Genomic DNA, 18,948 nt, shown 5'->3' with positions numbered 1-18,948 from the left:
AAGACTCAATCCACGTACAGCGAACTGACCGACTCGCCGAAGGCGATGCGGCGGATCGTTTCCGCCAGCAGTTCCGCCACCGACAGCTGGCGGATCTTGCTGCAGCCCTGCGCCTGCGGCGAGAGCGGGATGGTATCGGTGACGACGAGTTCGTCGAGCACCGAGTTGTTCAGATTGTCCACCGCCGGGCCCGAGAGCACGGGATGGGTGCAGTACGCCGCCACCTTGTTGGCGCCGTGCTGCTTCAGCGCAGCCGCGGCGGCGCAGAGGGTGCCGGCGGTATCGACGATGTCGTCCACCAGCACGCAGTCCTTGCCTTCCACGTCGCCGATGATGTTCATCACCGTGGCGACGTTGGCGCGCGGACGGCGCTTGTCGATGATCGCCAGATCGGCGTCATCGAGGCGCTTGGCCACCGCACGGGCGCGCACCACGCCACCGACGTCGGGCGACACGACCAGCAGGTTCTCCGTGCCGTAGGCGCGCCAGATGTCGGCCAGCAGCAGCGGGGACGCGTACACGTTGTCGACCGGGATGTCGAAGAATCCCTGGATCTGGTCCGCGTGCAGATCCACCGTCAGCACACGATCCGCGCTCACCGCGCCGAACATCTTCGCCGCCACCTTCGCCGTGATCGGCACGCGCGAGGAACGCATGCGGCGATCCTGGCGGGCATAGCCGAAGTACGGCACCACCGCGGTGACGCTGCTGGCCGATGCGCGCTTCAGCGCGTCGATCAGGACCAGCAGTTCCACCAGGTTCTCGGCGCTCGGCGCGCAGGTCGGCTGCACGACGAACACTTCCTGCCGGCGCACGTTTTCCTGGATCTCGACCTGCACTTCGCCGTCGGAGAACCGGGACACCAGCGCCTTGCCGGGACGCACGCCCAACTCGCGGCAGATGCTGTTCGCCAACGGCTTGTTGGCGTTGCCGGAGAACACGAGCAGGTTGCGTTCGTCTTGCATGGGTCGTCTCGGCGGATGCGGCTGGACTGATGGATTGGCAGGGGCGGAAGGATTCGAACCTACGAATGCCGGGATCAAAACCCGGTGCCTTAACCACTTGGCGACGCCCCTAGGCGTTTTTCTCCGTCCCGCGAACCTGCGCCAGCGCATCCAGCAGCGGCGAGCGCGCCGCGCCCTCCACCACCCAGGCACGAAGCCCGGCAGGCAGGGACGCCAGCGCAGCCTCGGCGGCGGCCCGGTCGGCGAACTCCACGAAGCAGCCGCCACCCGAGCCGGTCAGACGCGGCCGGCCGACGTGCGAAAGTGCCGAGAACACGGCCTCGATGGCAGGTTCACGGCGACGCACGACCGGCTCGAACGCATTGCCGAGCAATGATCCCGAAACGAAGTCCGATATTTTCGCGGGTGCAGCATCACGCGTCAAATCCGGGGACTGGAACAGGCCCGCGGTGGGCACGTGGACGCCGGGATCGACCAGCAGATACCAGGCCGGCGGGAGGTCCAGCGGGGCAAGAACCTCGCCCACGCCCTCGGCCCAGGCATTCTCACCACGGACAAAGACGGGGACGTCCGCGCCCAGGCCCAGGCCCAGTGCCGCGAGCCGGTCCACCCCAAGATTCGCGCCCCAGAGCCTGTCCAGCACGACCAGCGCCGTAGCGGCGTCGGAGGAACCGCCGCCGAAGCCTCCGCCGGTCGGAATCCGTTTTTCGACGCCGATATCGACACCTTGGGCGACATTAGATTCAGATTGAAGGAATTTCGCCGCCCTGACCAACAGGTCATCCGCTTCGGCCACGCCCGGCACCGAGTCGCCGACGCGACGCACCTGGCCATCGTCGCGCAGCCGCAGGTACACGGTGTCGCCCCACGCCAGGATCCGGAACACGGTCTGCAGCAGGTGATAGCCGTCGGCCCGGCGGCCGGTGATCTGGAGGAACAGGTTCAGCTTCGCGGGGGCCGGCCAGGCCGACCAGCCCTCGTCCGCGGGAAATCCAGTCACGGCTCCAACTGCCACTGGTCGATGGCGAGCTTGACCGTGGCGCCCTCACGCCGCGCTTCGATCCGGCGCGGCATGGCCGGCTGGGCACCTTCGGCAGGTATCCACTCCAGGTAGTCCACCCGCCATCCCCGCTGGCGCAGGGTACGCAGGTGCCCGTCGAGGCCGTATTCGGCGAGCTCGGTCGCCGCGACCGGATCCTCCAGACCGCGTGCCCACCGTGCCAGCGAAGCGACCGGGATACTCCATCCGGTGGCTTCGCCCAGCAGGCGTTCCGCATCAGCGCCTTCGCGCGTGCCGCCTTCGAGCCCTTCCAGCCGTCCCGCTCCGGAACCCAGGTCGCCGCTCAGTCGCCAGCTCTGCCGGGTCACCGGCGCACTGAGGGCGACTTCGTAAGCGGTTTCCGTCTGCTTCCAGTCGATGCGACCGCTGCCGCCTTTGCCGTTGGCGTTCACCGCCACGCGCCCGGCGAACGTCCAGTCCGTGCGCGCGTCCAGCCATGTCTGCCGGCCGGCCTGCGCGGTGCGTGCCGACGCCACGGCCGCCGGATCGGTCAGCACGGGCGCATCGGAGGCTGGGCCGCGCGTGGCGCAGCCCGCCATCGACAGGGCGAGCAGCCCTGCCGCAAGGAAACGATGCATGGTCATGCGCCCGTCTTCTCCAGCGCCCGCAACAGCGAGCGGTTCTCGGGATCGATCTTGCGCGCCTCTTCGAAGAACCGGCGCGCCTCGTCCTTCTGCCCCATCACCCACAGCACCTCGGCGACGTGCGCGGCGATCTCGGCATCCTTCTGCATCGTGAACGCGCGGCGCAGTTCCACCAGCGCCTCCGCATTCCGGCCCAGGCGATAGAGCACCCAGCCGTAACTGTCGATGATCGCGGCATCGTCGGGGGCGGCAGTGCGCGCGCGATCGATGAGCTCCAGGGCCTCCTGGTAGCGCGCGGTGCGGTCGGCCAGGGTGTAGCCCAACGCGTTCAAGGCCGCGACGTTGTCCGGCTCGATCACCAGGATGCGGCGGAAATCGGCCTCGGCATGCTCGATGCTGTCGCGGCGCTCCCACGCCAGGCCGCGCGAATAGAGCAGCGCCAGGTCGTCCGGATAGGCCGCCAGGCCGCGCGCGAACACGTCGAGCTCACCCTCGGCCTGACCGTCCTTCTGGCGCAGCTCGGCTTCCATCAGGTAGGCGTCGCGGCGTGCGCCGTCCTCGACGCTGGCGTCGGCCTGCAGCGCGCGCGCCTCGGCGAACGCCTCGTTCTTGCGATCCAGATCGAACAGCGCCGAGATCGCCCGCAACCTCGCTTCGGAGCGCTGCTCGCCGGCCGGCACGCTGCGGTACCAGGCCAAGGCTTCGTCGTGGCGCTTCAGGAACTCGGCCATCTGCCCCAGCAGCAAGCGCCGATCCGGACTGAACTCGGTGGGCTGGTCGGTGCCGTTCGCAGTCTTCTTCACTTCGTCGTAGAGCGCGGTCAGCGCCTCCGAATCCTCTGCCTTGGCCAGCAGGCGCGCGCGCAGGCCGTAGGTCAGCGTGTCCTGCGGACCCTGCCCCAGCGCGCGCGAGGCCGCCGCCGAATCGCCCAGGCGGTCGTATTCCTCGGCTAGTTTCAGGCGCAGCCCGCTGTCATCGGCCGCCTTGGGCAGCAGGCCGTCCAGCACCTTGCGGGCTTCGTCCTTGCGGTCCGCCTGGATGAACTGGCTGGCCTGCAGCAGCGCGACCTGGGGCTCGCCGGAGAAGCGCTTCACCACGTCGGCCACCATGCGCTCGGCCAGCGCCGGCTGATCGAGTTGCTGGGCCAGGCCGGTGAAGGCCAGCCATGCCTGCAGGGTGCCGGGAATGGCGCCGTCGTCGACCAGCTCGCGCAGCAGTCGTGCCGCCAGTTGCGGATCCTTGCCGCCGCTGGCCAGCGCCGTCAGCGCATGGCGCCAGCCCAGTTCTTCGGGCTCCCTCATCAGCGAGGCCAGCTCACGCCGTGCGGCCCGCGCCTGGCCCTGCCGCAGGGCGAGCGTGGCTTCCGCGCCACGCAGCGCCAGGGTACGGGGGGACCGGGCACGCCACAGCTTGAGGGCCTCGGCCGCGCGGGCGTCGTCCTTGGCCAGCAACGCGATGCGGGTGGCCCGCTCGGCCAGGCCGGCGTCGTCGTCGTCGCGGGCCGCCTCCAGATACCAGCGGGCGGCATCCGGCAACTGGCCGGCCTGCAGGGCGAATTCGCCCGCCATCACCGTGGTCAGCGCATCGTCCTTGCGCTCTGCGCGCGTGGTGGACGGTGCCGCCATCGCCAGCGGCGCCAGGGCCCCCAGGACCAGCGCGGCGAGCGTGGTACGAATCATTTCGGGCATGAAGGTCATGTCGGCCGTAAAATGGCGGCCCTGATGAGCCAGCAGCTTACTGCAAGCACCTGAACGATGACGTTGTGGGTCCTCGGATTGAACCACCAGACCGCGCCCGTCGACCTGCGCGAACGGGTGGCCTTCGACGCCGGCACGGTGCCGCATGCGTTGTCGTCGCTGCGCGCGTTGCCGGCAGTGGCGGAAGCGGCCCTGTTGTCCACCTGCAACCGCACCGAACTCTACGCCGTGGCCGAGGACGGCGACGTGCTGGCCAGCTGGCTGGCCACGCATGCCGAGGGGCTGGACGGCTATCTGTATCGCCACCGTGACGCGGACGCCGTGCGCCACCTGTTCCGGGTGGCGACGGGCCTGGATTCGATGGTGCTGGGCGAACCGCAGATCCTGGGCCAGGTGAAGGACGCCTGGGCCACCGCGCGCGAACACGGCGCGCTGGGCAACCGCCTGGACCGCCTGTTCCAGCAGACCTTCGCTGTGGCCAAGCGCGCGCGCACCGACACCCGCGTGGGCGCCAACCCCGTGTCCGTCGCCTCCACCGCGGTGCGCCTGGCGCAGAACTCGTTCTCCCGGCTCAGCGAATCCACCGTGCTGCTGGTCGGCGCCGGCGAAACCATCGAACTGGCCGCCAAGCACCTCAGCGAAGGTCGCGTGCGCCGCCTGCTGGTCGCCAACCGCACCCTGGCCCATGCGCAGGAACTGGCCACCCGCCACGGCGGATACGCCCTGCCGCTGACCGAACTGGACCGCCACCTGGCCGAAGCCGACGTGGTGTTCTCCGCCACGGCCGCACGCGAGCCGGTGGTGCGGCAGGCGCAGGTCGCCGCGGCGCTGGCCAAGCGCAAGCACAAGCCGATGCTGCTGTTCGACCTGGCCGTGCCGCGCGACATCGAGTCCTCGGTGGCGGAGCTGCGCGATGCCTACCTCTACACCGTCGACGACCTGGAGCGCGCGGTCGAAGACAACCGACGCGGCCGGCGCGAAGCCGCCGACGCGGCCGAGGCGATCATCGACGTACAGGTCGGCCGCTTCATGGAGAGCCTGCACGCCGGTTCGCGCACCGAACCGCTCAAGCGCCTGCGCGCCCTGGGCGAGTCGACCCGCGAAGACGTGCTGGCCAAGGCGCGCCAGCAGCTCGCCAACGGTCGCGAGCCGGAGCAGGTGCTGGAGTTCCTCGCCCACACGCTGACCAACCGACTGCTGCACCCGCCCACCGCGGCGCTGCGCGAAGCCGCGCTCAGCGGGGATCCCGACCTGGCGCGTGCGGCCGACCGCCTGTTCCCGGCGCACCCGCCGTACTCGCACCTGAAGAAAGACGATGACGCCGACGCTGCGCCGTAAGCTCGAAGCGTTGGCCGAACGCCGCGAAGAACTCGAACGCCTGCTCGCCGATCCCGGCGTGATCGGCGACAGCGATCGCTTCCGCGCCTTCTCGCGCGAGTTCGCCCAACTGGAACCGGTCGCCACCGCGATGTCCGACGAGAAGCGCGCGCAGGCCGACCTCGCCGCCGCGCGCGCGATGCGCGATGACCCGGAACTGGCCGAACTCGCCGACGAGGAGATCGAGGCCGCGCAGCAGCGCCTGGCCGAGCTCGACGACGCCTTGATGCTGTTGCTGCTGCCGAAGGACGGGCGCGACGACGGCAACCTGTTCCTGGAAGTGCGCGCCGGCACCGGCGGCGACGAAGCGGCGATCTTCGCCGGCGACCTGTTCCGCATGTACGCCCGCTACGCCGAGCGCCAGGGCTGGAAGGTCGAGGTCGAGTCGGACAACCCCGGCGAGCACGGCGGCTACAAGGAAATCGTCGCCCGTGTGGTCGGCCGCGGCGCATATTCGAAGTTGAAGTTCGAATCCGGCACGCACCGTGTGCAGCGCGTGCCCGAGACCGAATCGCAGGGCCGCATCCACACCTCGGCTGCTACCGTGGCGATCATCCCGGACGTGGACGAAGTCGACGACATCACGATCAACCCGGCCGACCTGAAGGTCGACACCTACCGCTCCTCCGGCGCGGGCGGCCAGCACGTCAACAAGACCGAATCGGCGATCCGCATCACCCACGTGCCCTCCGGCGTGGTGGTGGAATGCCAGACCGAGCGCAGCCAGCACGCCAACCGCGACAAGGCGATGAAGCGCCTGAAGGCGCAGCTGCTGGACGCCGAACGCAGCAAGCAGCAGGCCGCGCAGGCCGAGACGCGCCGGCTGCAGGTCGGCAGCGGCGACCGCAGCCAGCGCATCCGCACCTACAACTTCCCGCAGGGCCGGATCACCGACCACCGCGTCGAAGGCCTGACCCTGTACGACCTGCCCAACATCATCCAGGGCGACCTGGATGACCTGATCGACCGCCTCGGCCGCGAACACCTGGCCGACGAACTGGCCCGATTGACGGAGGCATCATGAGCATCGACATCCGGCGTGCGACGCCGGGCGACGTGGATGTCGTCGCCCCGCTGTTCGACACCTACCGCGTGTTCTACGGCAAGCCGTCCGATCCCGCGCTGGCCCGCGACTTCATCGATGCGCGCCTGACCCGCGGCGAGTCGGTGATCCTGCTCGCCCTGCAGGAGGGCAAGGCCGTGGGCTTCACCCAGTTGTACCCGGCCTTCTCGTCCGTCAGCGCCACCCACGTCTGGATCCTCAACGACCTGCTGGTGCTGCCCGACGCGCGCCGCGGCGGCGTGGCGCGTGCGCTGCTGGCGGCCGCCGCCGACTTCGCGCGCGCGGACGGCGCATTGCGGCTCGAACTGGAAACCGACCACGACAACCACACGGCGCAGGCCCTGTACCAGGCGATGGGCTGGACGCTGTACGACGGCACACTGCGTTACCGCCTGCCGCTCCGCTGACGCGCGAGTGCGCTATCTTTCGCGGCATGAGCCATGCCGACGACCTGATCCCGTTGCACCTCTGCGTGCTGACCGTTTCGGACAGCCGCACCCTCGCGGAAGACCGCTCCGGCGATTATCTGGTCGAGGCCCTCACGGGCGCAGGCCATCGCCTGCATGCGCGCGCCCTGCTGCCCGACGACCGTTACCGCCTGCGCGCACAGGTTTCGCAATGGATCGCCGATCCCGCCGTGGACGGCATCCTCGTCACCGGCGGCACCGGCTTCACCGGTCGCGATTCCACGCCTGAAGCGCTGCTGCCGCTGCTGGACAAAGAAATGCCGGGATTCGGCGAACTGTTCCGGCAGATCAGCTTCGAGGAGATCGGCACGTCGTCGTTGCAGTCGCGTGCCTTCGCCGGACTGGCGAACCAGACCTTCCTGTTCTGCCTGCCGGGTTCGACCTCCGCCTGCCGCACGGCGTGGGACGGGATCATCCGCGCGCAGCTCGACGCGCGCACCAAGCCCTGCAACCTCGCCACGCTGCGTCCCCGCCTGAAGGAATGAGCCAGGAGAACCGCGATGTCGCTTGATACCACCCTGCGCCTGCTCGCCAAGGCCAGCGGCCTGACCGCCGCGGATCTCGCCGCCGCCATCCCGCGCGCCGGCGTGGCGACGGTGAAATCCTGGATGGCCGGCGACAAGCTGCCCGGCCGCGACCAGCTCAATGCGCTGGCGCGTGCGCTCGGCGTGCCGGCCGGCGCGCTGCTGTCCGAACTCGCGTCCACCTTCGACCCCGCACGCACGCAGGGCGAACACGACCTGCTCGCCGCCTACCGCACGCTCAACACCCGCCAGCAGGGTGCCCTGCTGGAAGTCGCGCGGAGCATGGCCGGACACCCCGCACGCCGCAAACGCTGATCCCTCCCCCGCCGCACAGGACGACGCGATGAAGCCGCTCAAGCGCAAGGACTACGAAGCCCGCCTGAAACCGCTGCAACTGGAACTGGCCGCGATGGCGCGATGGGCCTCCCACTGCGGCGCGCGCATCGTGGTGGTGATGGAAGGCCGCGACACCGCCGGCAAGGGCGGCGCGATCGGCGCGATCACCGAACACCTCAATCCGCGCCAGTGCCGCGTGGTGGCGTTGCCCAAGCCGAGCGAACGCGAAGCGACCCAGTGGTATTTCCAGCGCTATATCTCGCACCTGCCGGCGGCGGGCGAGATCGTGCTGTTCGACCGCAGCTGGTACAACCGCGCCGGGGTCGAGAAGGTGATGGGCTACTGCACGGACGACCAGTACGAACGCTTCCTGCAACAGGCGCCGGTGTTCGAGCGCGGCATCACCGACGACGGCATCCTGCTGTTCAAGTACTGGCTGTGCGTCGACCAGGACCAGCAGGAGGAGCGTTTCGCCGAGCGCGCGGAAGAGCCCTTGAAGAGCTGGAAGCTGTCGCCGATCGACCTCAAGGCGCGTGAGAAGTACGCCGACTACACCGCCGCGCGCGAAGCCATGCTCAAGGCCACCCACACCGCGCATGCCCCGTGGACCCTGGTGGACTTCAACGACCAGCGCGTCGGCCGGCTGACCCTGCTGCGCGACCTGCTCGACCGCCTGCCCGACACCCAGGTGCCGGTCGAACCCCTGGGCCTGCCGCCACTGCGGGGCAAGCTGCACAAGGAACGCTACGGCGTGCTCAAGCCGATCAAGCCGCAGCGCGGCGGCTGATCGTGCGGCTGCCCTTCATGGCCGCGCTGTGGCTGGCGGCCTCGCGTGCGATGGCGCAGGACGCGGCCGGCGCGGACGAGCCGCCCAAGGACGACGCCTCGGCAACGACGTTGGAAACGATGATCGTCCGGCCAGAGCCGGAGGAAGTGGTGGATCTCTACCGCTTCCGCAATCCCATCGAGGTCGATTCCGGCGCACTCGACGAACGCTGGCGTGAGCCTCCCAGCCTGGAACAGCTCGGCAAGAACGGCGGCATCGTGCCCGTACTCGCCGGCATGGCGGCGCAGCAAATACAGAAAGGCGCACGCAAGATTCCCGGTTGGAAGGAACCCGTGCAGGCGGCCGTCGCCCGGCCACCGCCGTTGAGCGAGGAACAGGCCGCACGTGCGTTGCGCTTGCAGGAAGCGGCCGAGCCCTGAGACGGCGTCAGCCGGTGACGAAGCCTTCGTTCACCGCGTGGTCCCACGGCGTGCGTACCACCACTTCGACGCGCGCCGCGGATGGCCCTTCATGCAACCACGCTTCGAGCGCATCGAGCGCCTCGGCCGGGCCTTCCGCCACGACCTCGACGCGCCCATCCGGCAGGTTGGTCGCACGCCCGCCCAAGCCCAGGTCCAATGCGCGTTCCCGTGTTGACGCGCGGAAGAACACGCCCTGCACCTTGCCGCTGACGAGGAAGCGCGCGGCCGGCATCAGGCCTTGGCCTTCGGCCCGCCCGCCGCGGTGATCGCCGCTTCGATCTCCTTGCCCGTCACCGGGCCGAGGAACTGCTTGGCCACCTTGCCGTCCGGCGAAATCAGGTAGGTCAGCGGCAGGCCGCGTGGCGTGGCGAAATCCGCAGGCGGGTTGTACACGTCGAGGATCGCGATCGGATACACCACCGGGCGCTCGGCCAGGAAGGCCTTCAGTTCGTCCGCCTCGATCTCCTCGTAGGCCAGGCCGATCACCTCGATGTGGTCGTTGTCCTTGTCGAGTGCGGACAGGTCCGGCATTTCCTTCAGGCAGGGCGCGCACCACGTGGCCCAGAAATTCACCACCACCCACTTGCCGCGGTGTGCGGCCAGCGCGTAGTCGGCGCCGTCCAGGGTCTTCACCTGCAGTGTCGGAATCTCGGCCGTGCGATCCGCCGCGCGCGCGGTGGCGGGGTCGACCGCCTGCACGTGCGCTTCGATGGCGGGCGTCGCCGCTTCGGTCGGCGCCGAGCCGGCATTGCAGGCCGCCAGCGACAGCGCGGCCGCCAGCGGAAGGGACAAGAACGACTTCATGCAGGCTCCTGGGGGGATTCGACGTACAGATCGCTGACGCGTCTCTTCAGCAGTTCGCGCAACGGCACGCGCAGGTCGTCCAGCGCGGTGCGTGCGGCGCGGCCGAGCGCGTCATCGTGGAAGGGCAGGTGCGCCTCGGCCACCGGCACGCGCAGCTGGCAGGCTTCGTACAGGTCGCACAGGGTCAGGTCTTCCAGGTCGCGGGCCAGCAACCATTCGCCTTCCTCGTCGCGACGCAGCAGGTTGATCTCCGCCAGTTGGCCCAGCATCTGCTGGATCAGCGAGTCGGTCAGCATCGGCTCCATCGCGAGGATCTGGTCGCTGTGCAGGCCCCTGCCCTTCTCGCGCGCCTGGGCGAACCGGCCCAGCATGCGCAGCAGGCCGTATAGCTCGTAGCCCAACGGCAGGCGCAGCGCGACCGGCTGGTAGCGGAACGCGGCCATGCCGGAGGCGAGCGATGCGCCCAGCAGCACCGCCACCCAGCACAGGAAGATCCACAGCAGCAGGATCGGCGCTGCCGCGACCGCGCCGTAGATCTTCTGATAGGCGTTGAAGCTGCCCAGGTAGAGGCCCAGGCCCCACTTGGCCAGTTCCAGCAGCACGGTGGCCAGCAGCGCGCCCGCCACCGCGTAGCGCCACTTGATGGTCCGGTGCGGCACCACGCGGTAGATCACCACGATGGCCGCGAGTTCGATCAGCACCGGCGCCAGGCTCAGCGACAGCGTCTGCAGCCACTTGCCGCCGCTGGTGGCGAACACCGGCAGCGCGTAGAAGCGTGCCGACAGCGCCAGCGACGCGGCGGCCATCAGCGCGCCCAGCGTCAGCACGGTCCAGTAGACCAGGAAGCGCGAGAGCTTCGGCCGTGCGCTGCGCACGCGCCAGATGCGGTTGAAGGTGGCCTCGATGCTGTTGAGGGTGATCAGCAGCGACGCGACCAGTGCGATCACGCCCACGGCGGTCAGCTTGCCGGTATTGGCGAGGAAGCCGTCGAGCTTCTCCTTCAGGCTGACCGCCGCGCCCGGCAGGAAGTTGGCGAAGATGTAGTCGCGCAGCTGCGCGCTCCATTCCTGGAACACCGGGAAGGCGGACAGCACGCCGAACACCACCATGGCCAGCGGCACCAGCGCGAACAGCGTGGTGTAGGCCAGCGAACCGGCGGCCTGGAACAGGCGGTCGTCGAGGAAGCGCTTGGCCAGGAAACGGAAGAACGTGCCCATGCGCGCGCGGTCGCGCACGCGTTCGGTCCAGCGGTTCAACGAGTCCAATGGCTCCATGGCGGAAGGGTAACCGATAGGCCAAGGGCACGACATCGCCGATACTAGGCGCTCCCCGAACGACGAAGACGGCCCATGCCCGAGATCCTGGTGCTCTACTACAGCCGCGGCGGTTCCGTGGCGAAGCTGGCGCGGCAGATCGCGCGGGGCGTGGGCGAAGTGGACGGCATGACGGCCCGCCTGCGCAGCGTGCCGCCGGTGGCCGCGGTGACCCAGCAGGCCGCACCGCCCGTGCCCGAAGACGGCGCGCCCTACGTGGACCACCAGGACCTGGCCGAGTGCGCGGGCCTGGTACTGGGCAGCCCCACCCGCTTCGGCAACATGGCGGCCCCGGTCAAGCATTTCATCGACGGCCTCGGTGCCGAATGGGCCAGCGGCACGCTGGTCGGCAAGCCGGCAGCGGTGTTCACCTCCACCGCCACCCAACACGGCGGCCAGGAATCCACCCTGCTCTCCATGCAGGTGCCGTTGCTGCACCACGGCTGCGTGATCGTCGGCATTCCCTTCACCGAGCCGCAGCTCAGCACCACGCGCACCGGCGGCACGCCCTACGGCGCCAGCCACGTCGCCGGTGGCGAGGACGATCCGCACCCCAGCGACGAGGAAGCCGCGCTCGCGCGCGCGCTCGGCCGTCGCGTGGCCGACATCGCCCGCCGCCTGGAGCCGCGCTGATGGACCGCTCGCGCCTGATCCTCGCCGGCCTGCTGCAACTGCTGGCCATCCTCTATGCGGCGTGGTTCTACGGCGACCGCCAGTACACGCTGGCGCTGCTGGTGTTCTCGCTGCCCCCGCTGCTGCTGATGATCGGCGTGATGGCGCGGCGACGCACCGCGGCGTTCTGGGCCAGCGTCGCGGCGCTGTTCTGGTTCTCGCATGCGGTGATGGTGGCGTGGGCCGATCCGGTGAAGGCGCCGTTCGCGTGGGTGGGCATCGTGCTGACCGTCGGCATCGTGCTGGCCACCAGCTGGCCGGCCTTCGCCAAGCGGTTCGGCAAGAAGGCGTGATGCGTTTCGCCGCCGCGCTGCTGTTCTGCCTGTGGGCACCCGGCGCCTGGGCGCAGGACGCGGTGTGCGAACCGGCTGATCCGGTCCGCGTGGAGAATCGCGACGGCAGCACGCTGTCGCTGCAGACCGAGTGTCCGTCGCCGGAAACGCGTCGCTATGTCGCCGTGCTCAGCTGCGAAGCGGGCCGCGTCTGCGACCGGCGGGAGATCGAGCAGGACGTCACCGAGACGCCGATGGGCCACGCGGACCTGGTGGACATCGACCAGGACGGTCTGCATGAAGTCGAAGTCCGCGGCATGTGCGGTGCCGGCCCCAATTGCGACGGCGATCTCTACCGGATCGATCCGGCGACGCGCACCTTGGTGCACTTCTTCACCGGCGGCTATTACGAACTGCAGGTGATGGACGGCTGGCTGGTGGAAGCCGGGCGTTCGAGCTGCTGCAGTTGGGAATTCCACCTGTGGAAGCTCGATGCGCCGCGCACGCTGCCGCTGCAGTACGACAACCTCGACCTGATCGCGGTGGTCGGCGCCAGCGGCGACGACGACGGCCGCGTGACCGGGGTGGTGTGCACGTTCACCCGCCAAAGCGGCGATAATCCGCAGGTGGTGGCCCCGCCCTCGCGCGCGCTGGAAACGATCTGCGAGCACTACGGCGAGCCCTATGACCTGACACCCCCGGACACAACGCCAGGCGCGCCCTAAGCGCCGGCAGGAGCCACGAGATGGAAGAGCTGCTGATCGTCACCACCGGTGGCACGATCGACAAGATCTACTTCGACGACAAGTCGGACTACCAGATCGGCGACCCGCAGATCGGCATGATCCTGCGCGAGCTGGGGGTGACGTTCCGTTTCACGGTCATCCCGATCCTGCGCAAGGATTCGCTGCACATCACCGACGAGGACCGCGAGCTGATCCGCGCGACCATCGCCGCGCAGCCCACCCGGCACGTGCTGGTCACGCACGGCACCGACAGCATGGTGCAGACCGGCCACGTGCTGGCCTCGATTCCGGACAAGACCATCGTGATGACCGGCGCGCTCAGCCCGGCCCGCTTCCGCGGCTCGGACGCGGAGTTCAACATCGGTTGCGCCATCGGCGCCGTGCAGTCGCTGCCCAGCGGCGTCCACATCGCCATGAACGGCCGCATCTGGGATCCGGCGAAGGTCCGCAAGAATGTGGCGGCGAATCGGTTCGAAGCGGTGTGATCGCGGCGGACGGGTGCAGCAGTAACGACAAGGCCCGCTGATGCGGGCCTTGTGCTTTGTGGAAGGAAGTGTTTTCCGGCCCTTACGACGCGATCGGCAAACGCACGCCGATCCAGCTTCATCTTTCCGAGGGCCACACCTACGGCGGTGAAATGGCGAAGGTGCAGAGGCTCGACGACAGCTGGACGGCCTTCGCGCCCAGGGCTTCATAGAGCGAGATGGCCCTGTGGTTGTTGGAACGCACGTTGTTGATCACAAGCTCGCGACACCCCTCGGTACGCGCCTTCTGTCGCAGCTGCTCGATCACCGTGCTTCCATAGCCACGTGAGCGCATTCTCGAATCGATCTCGATCTTCTCCAGCACGAAGCTCTCCCCGGACTCGAACCAGCCATGGGCACGCCCTACCCGGCGGCCATCAAGCCACGGCTCGATGACATAGTGCCGCCGCTGCTGGCTCTCCTCGAAGCGCCAGTCTGTTTTCCATTGGAGAGAGTTTGCTTTCAATGAGGTCTGCTTGGCTGCGATGGCCGAACGCCGAGTCGAGCCGGGCCGGTCGCGGCCTGGGCGAAGAGACAGGCCGGAAGGGGGAGCAGGATACCGTTCCCGAGCTGAATCGCCGCGCAGCCCACCGGCACGTGCAGGACATGCACGGCTCCAACCGCAGGGCGCAGACCGGCCACGGGCTGGCGTCGATCCCGGACAAGACCCTCGTGATGACCGGCGCCCTCAGCCCGACCCGCTTCCGCGGCTCGGATGCGGCGTTCGACAGCAGCTCCGCCATCGGCGCCTTGCAGTCGCTGCCCACCGGCGTCCACATCGCCATGAACGCTCGCCTCTTGGATCCGGCAAAGGTCAGGAAGAACGTAGCGGCAAGTCGGTTCGAAGCCGTCTGACGGTGCTCCGCAGTTCCAACCTCAGAGAAAAGGCCCGCAACAGCGGCCCTTCTCATGTGGGGAAATCGAACACCAGCCGTTCCGCTCAGACACCGACAAGCCGCCGCACTGCCCGCAGCCTGGAAGGAACCCACTCTGTCGGATGCTCGTTCGGGTGCGCCAAAGACATGGATCACGTTCTCGCAGCGTGCACGACTCCATCTCTGATCCGTACCACGCGCTTGCGCAAGTCGAAGTGCAGCGGCCAAGAATGGACATCATCCCGGACATGCTCGCCCCACAGTGAAGAGACACGCTGCGCAAAGCCCGCATGCGCCACCGCCAGCAGCGGCTCGGGCGGATCGCAGGGGATGGGCCAGCCTTCGTTCTCGGCGCACTGCACCGCGTGATCCCTCAGCCGATTGGCGCTGCCTTGGAAGGGAGATTGGTTGGAGACGACGCGATGTCGCTTGATGTTCATGAGGCGGCTCCGGTGATTGTGCGAGCCGGCACACTGCGGGCGTGGACGTTAGCCAGCCTCGGAATTCCACGTCTCATAACGCTATCACGTAGGCCGCTACGAAAAATCGAAATCCGAATCACGGACGTCACGCCAGACTAACAACGCAAGGCGCACCGTCCATCAGTTACGGTGCAATACCGTATCGGCTGCTCAGCCGCGCAACACACCCCTTCGATCCTCCGCATTGAGCTACGCCTGGCATGCGCCAGGTCACGGCCTTGGCCGTTCATTCGACCCCATCGAGGGTCCCTCACAGGAACTACCCATGGAAATGCAACGGAAAGAAGAGCTCGCACAGCGAAACCTGCTGGGCACGCTGAGGAGCAACAGTACGTTTCGCACGCTCCTCAATGCGATCGACAAAGCGGGCCTCGCCGCCTCGCTGACCGGCACGGAGCAGTACACGCTGTTCGCTCCGACCGATGAAGCGTTCTCGGCACTTCCGGCCGGCACGCTCGAACGACTGCTCGAGCCTGCCCACAAGGACGAACTCGCCTCCCTGATCAACTACCACGTCGTTACCGGCCGCAAGACCACAACGGATGTTGGCAAGTGGAAGTCGGCGCGCACCTTGCAAGGACAGAACGCGCCGGTTGAAGCAACCGAAGGGACGCTGAGTATCGGCGGCGCACAGATTACGCAATCCGACATCATGGCCAAGAACGGCGTGATTCACGTCATCGACAAGGTGAACATCCCGGAAGCCAGGCCGCACTGAGGGTGGCTGCAACGGTATGCAGGCGGCAGGGGTCCATCCCTGCCGTTCTTGTTTGCAGTCGATTGGTCAGATCCATGCGAACAGTCGTGACCACGGATCGGCCAGCCAAGTCAGCCTTCTAATAAGGATGCGTCACCATGAACAGTCTCAGCGCGGCCAGCGTCCTCATGGCGAGGATTACTCATCAGCTGAGGCCTCCTGATACGGGCACACTCTCTCCGTGTACTCGATGTTGCAGGCCCAGCCCAGGCGGGCAACCTTGCGCACGCTGCCTGACGGACGAACTTGGCGGACAGATCGGAGATCAAGGGATCGCGGCACGGTGGCTTGAATCGACCATGCAAGCCATCCAGGACGAGAAGACCGTGTTGCGTTATGCATTGCAGGCCAATCCTTCGGGTCTGACTGGGCAACGTGAAAAAGAGTCGTGATGGAATGCCGGGCGCTTTCTCGGCAGGCCGGTTCCTCACGATGCGCGGATCGGCTCGAATCGCGAAACGGGTCCGGCCTGAATGCATGGCGAGCCCGGTTGGTTCGGCGAATATGCCGCGATACGGTCAAGAGGGTCACGGAGACTCCCAGAGCCGCGGCGAAGCAAGCTGGGCTTGAGAGAACTGCTAGCGCTTAGCCAGCGACAGGGCGGGGCCTGTCGCCAAGCCCCTCACCCCCCTTGCTTCGCCTTGTGATACGCCACCAACGCATTGGCGTGGCCGTGGCCCATCTTGTGCTCCGTCTTCAGCAGGGCCACCTGCTCCATGTGCTTACGGTCGCTGACGGCATCCAGGACCTTGAACCAGTGCTCCACCGGCTTGCCGTACTGCTTCTCTATCGAAGGGAAGTAGGAGGCCGGGCCTTTCACCTTGTCGTTCGTCGTCGTCATGCATCGCTCCTTGTCGTGGCGTGGCGGCGGGCGCCGCATTGGCTGCCCTGTACCGCCCTCCTCGTTCCGACGAAGGAGCATGCACCGAATCGACATGTCCCGCGCGTCGCACCCGGGGCCAAGGGAACGGTCCCTGAGCCCCCGTGTGGTCCAACACCCGACGGCGCTCAGGACGCCGGCTGGCGAGGCGTTTCGGTGTGCGCCGATGCGACCCACGCGCCGTTCTTCCTCACCCACGTCGTCGTGTCGTATACGACCATGTCGTGACGCTCGCCGCCCACGGTGAAAGATTGATCGGCCCTGTAGGACGCGACCGCCACGTCGGGCGTGGGGAAAATGACGCGTTCATCCGAGAACTCGAAAGCGGTGATCCGCCCGTCACCGGCAAGCGCCATCGCCTTGTACTCGTCGGGAGTGAAAGCGTGGATGCCGCCACCCGATACCGAAACGGAATCGCGGTCGAGCAAGGAGATTGCCGTATCGACGTCCATGTCGACCATGGCCTGCCAGAACCGGCGCTCCAGTTCCATGATGTCCTTCTGCGTCGTCATGTCGGAACCTGCTGTTTGAGGGTTCCGACATCGTCCGTGCGAGGGTGTTCCGGCCTCGTCACGGGCGCGTGATGGCTTCCGATACCTTCGCTGCCAGTTGCGAAATCGTGAAGGGCTTGGGCAGCAGTTTCACGCCGGCCGACAGGTGGGTGCCCGCGAGGAGCTCCGGGGCGAAGCCCGACATGTACAAGACCTTCATCCCGGGCCTCAGGGTCGAGGCCTGCGCGGCCAGTGCAGGGCCGGAAACGCCGGGCATCATGACGTCGGTCAGCAGGAGGTCGATGCGCGCACGCTGTTGAAGATGCGCCAGTGCTTCGTCCGCGCTGGCGGCAGGCAGTGCGTCATAGCCAAGCTCCGCCAGCGCATCCACGGCCATCTGCCGGACCTGCGGCTCGTCCTCCACGACCAGGACCACGTGCCCCTCGGTGGCGCGCGCCGGGCGGTCGGGGCTTGGCCCAGGCCCTTCGTGATCGCTTTGCCCGACGAAGCGCGGCAGATAGAGCTCAATGGCGGTCCCCACGCCTACCTCGCTCCGGATCAATGCGGTGCCGCCTGACTGCCTCAGGTACCCGTAGACCTGGCTGAGGCCCAATCCCGTGCCCTTCCCCACGCCCTTGGTCGTGTAGAACGGGTCGAACGCTTTCTCGACGGTGCCCGGACTCATGCCGGTACCGCTGTCCGCCACCACGATCTGCACATACTGTCCCGCGGGCAGACCGGTCCTCTGCCGGCCCTCGGCTCCCAGTTCCACGTTGGCGGTTTCGATCGTGAGTCGCCCGCCGCCGGGCATCGCGTCACGCGCGTTGATGCAGAGATTGACCAGCGCGTTCTCCAACTGGGAGACGTCCGCGAAGCAATGCCAGATTCTCGTCGCCAGGTGCGCTTCGATCCTGATGGGTTCACCGAGCGTGCGCCGAAGAAGCTCGGACATGCCTTGCACGAGCTTGTTCACGTCCACGGCTTGCGGGGCCAAGGGTTGCTGCCTCGCAAACGCCATCAAGCGCGCCGTCAGCAAGGCTGCCCTTTGCGCGCCTTCCTGGGCCGCATTGATGTACCGCGTGATGCGCTCGTCCGGCTGCACTTCCGCACGCACTTTCGCCAGCTCGAGCGAGCCGATGACGATCGCCAACATGTTGTTGAAATCGTGGGCGACCCCCCCTGTCAGCTGGCCCACCGCATCCATCTTCTGCAGCTGGCGCACCTGGCTCTCCGCGGCCAACCGTTCCTCCACTTCCGCGCGCAACTCCGCCGTCCGCTCCACCACACGCTGCTCAAGGGCGGCATTGACTTCCGCCAGTCGCTGCTCGGCGCTCCTGTGAGCCTCGTATGCGAGGGTGATGCCGTGAACGAGCCCGACCATCGAAGCGGCGATAGCGCCATAGAGGCCCATCGCGATCCACTCCGAGATGCCGCGTATTTCCAGACTGTGGACCGGCGGAATGAGGAAATACTGCGCCAGCAGTCCGGACAGGATCGCCGCAATCAGGCCCGGCCCCAGGCCGCCAACAAGGGCCGTGAAGAGAACGGCAGGGAAGAAAGTAAGGTAGGGGAACCCTTCGAAATTCGGGCCCAGTTGCATCCGCACCCAGAGCGCCAAGGCACTCGTGAGGATTGCAACGGCATATCCGAGCGCCTTCCTGCGCCTGACCTTCAGGACTACGGAGAGAAGCGACATGAGGATGAACGCCCCGCCAGTGACGGGCTAATTTAAGCGGCACTGGTTAACGGGATGTCACAGCGAGATGGCAGGCTCTGTCATGCGCACGCCGTCGCGAAAGGCGAGATGCATG

Annotated in this window: 24 protein-coding genes, 1 tRNA gene and 1 pseudogene; 13 read left to right on the top strand and 13 right to left on the bottom strand. The window is 67.6% G+C overall.

All coding sequences use genetic code 11. From position 1 onward, the window contains the following. Positions 1 to 5: 5 nt before the first annotated feature. The 5 genes from BLT45_RS05745 to BLT45_RS05725 form a co-directional block, all read right to left on the bottom strand. On the bottom strand, positions 6 to 965 hold the full coding sequence (locus BLT45_RS05745) for a ribose-phosphate diphosphokinase (protein ID WP_055940747.1): 960 nt from the start codon (positions 963 to 965) through the stop codon (positions 6 to 8). 35 nt (positions 966 to 1,000) lie between these two features. Beyond that, positions 1,001 to 1,076 (bottom strand) — tRNA-Gln (locus tag BLT45_RS05740). After that, positions 1,075 to 1,965 carry a 4-(cytidine 5'-diphospho)-2-C-methyl-D-erythritol kinase gene (ispE, locus tag BLT45_RS05735; protein ID WP_093296302.1) on the bottom strand — a complete coding sequence of 297 codons (891 nt, stop codon included), beginning with the start codon at positions 1,963 to 1,965 and terminating at the stop codon, positions 1,075 to 1,077. The genes BLT45_RS05740 and ispE overlap by 2 nt, the downstream gene beginning before the upstream one ends. Continuing rightward, positions 1,962 to 2,609: a lipoprotein insertase outer membrane protein LolB gene (lolB, locus tag BLT45_RS05730; protein ID WP_093296298.1), complete on the bottom strand. Its 648-nt coding sequence runs from the start codon at positions 2,607 to 2,609 to the stop codon at positions 1,962 to 1,964. The genes ispE and lolB overlap by 4 nt, the downstream gene beginning before the upstream one ends. Next, the gene (locus BLT45_RS05725) at positions 2,606 to 4,297 is read right to left on the bottom strand and encodes a UDP-N-acetylglucosamine--peptide N-acetylglucosaminyltransferase SPINDLY family protein (protein WP_093298589.1); all 1,692 of its coding nucleotides are present in this window, start codon (positions 4,295 to 4,297) and stop codon (positions 2,606 to 2,608) included. The genes lolB and BLT45_RS05725 overlap by 4 nt, the downstream gene beginning before the upstream one ends. A gap of 66 nt (positions 4,298 to 4,363) precedes the next feature. On the opposite strand from BLT45_RS05725, the gene hemA reads away from it, so the two are divergent. Genes hemA through BLT45_RS05690 form a run of 7 tightly spaced genes read left to right on the top strand, consistent with a single transcriptional unit; the run spans position 4,364 to position 9,279 of the window. Further along, on the top strand, positions 4,364 to 5,644 hold the full coding sequence (gene hemA / locus BLT45_RS05720; protein ID WP_093296294.1) for a glutamyl-tRNA reductase: 1,281 nt from the start codon (positions 4,364 to 4,366) through the stop codon (positions 5,642 to 5,644). Further along, positions 5,622 to 6,707 carry a peptide chain release factor 1 gene (gene prfA, locus BLT45_RS05715; protein ID WP_093296291.1) on the top strand — a complete coding sequence of 362 codons (1,086 nt, stop codon included), beginning with the start codon at positions 5,622 to 5,624 and terminating at the stop codon, positions 6,705 to 6,707. Before hemA ends, prfA begins: the two co-directional genes overlap by 23 nt. Continuing rightward, positions 6,704 to 7,153: a GNAT family N-acetyltransferase gene (locus tag BLT45_RS05710; RefSeq protein ID WP_093296288.1), complete on the top strand. Its 450-nt coding sequence runs from the start codon at positions 6,704 to 6,706 to the stop codon at positions 7,151 to 7,153. The genes prfA and BLT45_RS05710 overlap by 4 nt, the downstream gene beginning before the upstream one ends. A 26-nt stretch (positions 7,154 to 7,179) precedes the next feature. Continuing rightward, a complete protein-coding gene (moaB, locus tag BLT45_RS05705; protein ID WP_093296286.1) occupies positions 7,180 to 7,698 on the top strand; it encodes a molybdenum cofactor biosynthesis protein B in 519 nt (172 codons plus the stop codon). 15 nt (positions 7,699 to 7,713) lie between these two features. Continuing rightward, a complete protein-coding gene (locus BLT45_RS05700; RefSeq protein WP_093296284.1) occupies positions 7,714 to 8,052 on the top strand; it encodes a helix-turn-helix domain-containing protein in 339 nt (112 codons plus the stop codon). A gap of 28 nt (positions 8,053 to 8,080) precedes the next feature. Beyond that, on the top strand, positions 8,081 to 8,860 hold the full coding sequence (gene ppk2 / locus BLT45_RS05695) for a polyphosphate kinase 2 (protein WP_093296282.1): 780 nt from the start codon (positions 8,081 to 8,083) through the stop codon (positions 8,858 to 8,860). Positions 8,861 to 8,862: 2 nt separating this feature from the next. Next, positions 8,863 to 9,279: a hypothetical protein gene (locus BLT45_RS05690; RefSeq protein ID WP_093296280.1), complete on the top strand. Its 417-nt coding sequence runs from the start codon at positions 8,863 to 8,865 to the stop codon at positions 9,277 to 9,279. Between the two features lie 7 nt (positions 9,280 to 9,286). Here the strand turns inward: BLT45_RS05690 and BLT45_RS05685 are convergent, their stop codons facing one another. The 3 genes from BLT45_RS05685 to BLT45_RS05675 are packed head-to-tail and all read right to left on the bottom strand — an operon-like array spanning position 9,287 to position 11,399. After that, a complete protein-coding gene (locus BLT45_RS05685; protein ID WP_093296278.1) occupies positions 9,287 to 9,553 on the bottom strand; it encodes an acylphosphatase in 267 nt (88 codons plus the stop codon). Then, entirely contained in the window at positions 9,553 to 10,125 is a 573-nt protein-coding gene (locus BLT45_RS05680) for a TlpA family protein disulfide reductase (RefSeq protein WP_093296275.1), read from the bottom strand. The genes BLT45_RS05685 and BLT45_RS05680 overlap by 1 nt, the downstream gene beginning before the upstream one ends. Further along, a complete protein-coding gene (locus BLT45_RS05675) occupies positions 10,122 to 11,399 on the bottom strand; it encodes a YihY family inner membrane protein (protein ID WP_093296272.1) in 1,278 nt (425 codons plus the stop codon). Before BLT45_RS05675 ends, BLT45_RS05680 begins: the two co-directional genes overlap by 4 nt. Before the next feature lie 75 nt (positions 11,400 to 11,474). Here BLT45_RS05675 and wrbA point away from each other — a divergent pair, with 75 nt between their 5' ends. Genes wrbA through BLT45_RS05655 form a run of 4 tightly spaced genes read left to right on the top strand, consistent with a single transcriptional unit; the run spans position 11,475 to position 13,613 of the window. Further along, positions 11,475 to 12,071: an NAD(P)H:quinone oxidoreductase gene (wrbA, locus tag BLT45_RS05670; RefSeq protein ID WP_093296269.1), complete on the top strand. Its 597-nt coding sequence runs from the start codon at positions 11,475 to 11,477 to the stop codon at positions 12,069 to 12,071. Then, positions 12,071 to 12,403, top strand: a complete 333-nt coding sequence (locus tag BLT45_RS05665; protein ID WP_093296266.1) for a DUF2069 domain-containing protein — start codon at positions 12,071 to 12,073, stop codon at positions 12,401 to 12,403. Before wrbA ends, BLT45_RS05665 begins: the two co-directional genes overlap by 1 nt. Next, a complete protein-coding gene (locus BLT45_RS05660; protein WP_093296263.1) occupies positions 12,403 to 13,107 on the top strand; it encodes a hypothetical protein in 705 nt (234 codons plus the stop codon). Before BLT45_RS05665 ends, BLT45_RS05660 begins: the two co-directional genes overlap by 1 nt. Before the next feature lie 20 nt (positions 13,108 to 13,127). Then, entirely contained in the window at positions 13,128 to 13,613 is a 486-nt protein-coding gene (locus tag BLT45_RS05655; protein WP_093296260.1) for an asparaginase domain-containing protein, read from the top strand. Positions 13,614 to 13,752: 139 nt separating this feature from the next. Here the strand turns inward: BLT45_RS05655 and BLT45_RS05650 are convergent, their stop codons facing one another. Beyond that, a complete protein-coding gene (locus tag BLT45_RS05650; RefSeq protein WP_175455737.1) occupies positions 13,753 to 14,118 on the bottom strand; it encodes a GNAT family N-acetyltransferase in 366 nt (121 codons plus the stop codon). 125 nt (positions 14,119 to 14,243) lie between these two features. Here BLT45_RS05650 and BLT45_RS18085 point away from each other — a divergent pair. Continuing rightward, positions 14,244 to 14,507: pseudogene (locus BLT45_RS18085) on the top strand (asparaginase domain-containing protein); the annotation flags it as partial. Positions 14,508 to 14,679: 172 nt separating this feature from the next. On the opposite strand, the gene BLT45_RS18080 reads toward BLT45_RS18085, so the two are convergent. Continuing rightward, a complete protein-coding gene (locus BLT45_RS18080; RefSeq protein ID WP_139187932.1) occupies positions 14,680 to 14,967 on the bottom strand; it encodes a hypothetical protein in 288 nt (95 codons plus the stop codon). Between the two features lie 307 nt (positions 14,968 to 15,274). Between BLT45_RS18080 and BLT45_RS05645 the strand changes: the two genes are divergently transcribed. Beyond that, positions 15,275 to 15,727 (top strand): fasciclin domain-containing protein, encoded by a 453-nt coding sequence (locus BLT45_RS05645; protein WP_093296254.1) that lies wholly within the window; start codon positions 15,275 to 15,277, stop codon positions 15,725 to 15,727. Positions 15,728 to 16,388: 661 nt separating this feature from the next. Here the strand turns inward: BLT45_RS05645 and BLT45_RS05635 are convergent. The 3 genes from BLT45_RS05635 to BLT45_RS05625 all read right to left on the bottom strand — a co-directional run bounded on the left by BLT45_RS05635 (position 16,389) and on the right by BLT45_RS05625 (position 18,833). Beyond that, complete coding sequence (locus BLT45_RS05635; protein ID WP_093296251.1) at positions 16,389 to 16,607, bottom strand: DUF4287 domain-containing protein; 219 nt, start codon at positions 16,605 to 16,607, stop codon at positions 16,389 to 16,391. Between the two features lie 167 nt (positions 16,608 to 16,774). Next, positions 16,775 to 17,158, bottom strand: coding sequence for a nuclear transport factor 2 family protein (locus tag BLT45_RS05630; protein WP_093296248.1), 384 nt, complete (start codon positions 17,156 to 17,158; stop codon positions 16,775 to 16,777). Positions 17,159 to 17,216: 58 nt separating this feature from the next. Continuing rightward, positions 17,217 to 18,833, bottom strand: a complete 1,617-nt coding sequence (locus BLT45_RS05625) for a DUF4118 domain-containing protein (protein ID WP_093296245.1) — start codon at positions 18,831 to 18,833, stop codon at positions 17,217 to 17,219. Between the last annotated feature and the right edge of the window lie 115 nt (positions 18,834 to 18,948).

This window comes from Pseudoxanthomonas sp. CF385, assembly GCF_900104255.1.
Classification (GTDB): domain Bacteria; phylum Pseudomonadota; class Gammaproteobacteria; order Xanthomonadales; family Xanthomonadaceae; genus Pseudoxanthomonas_A.
Note: the sequence above shows the minus strand (reverse complement) of the source record. Positions and strands in the feature narration are given on the sequence as shown.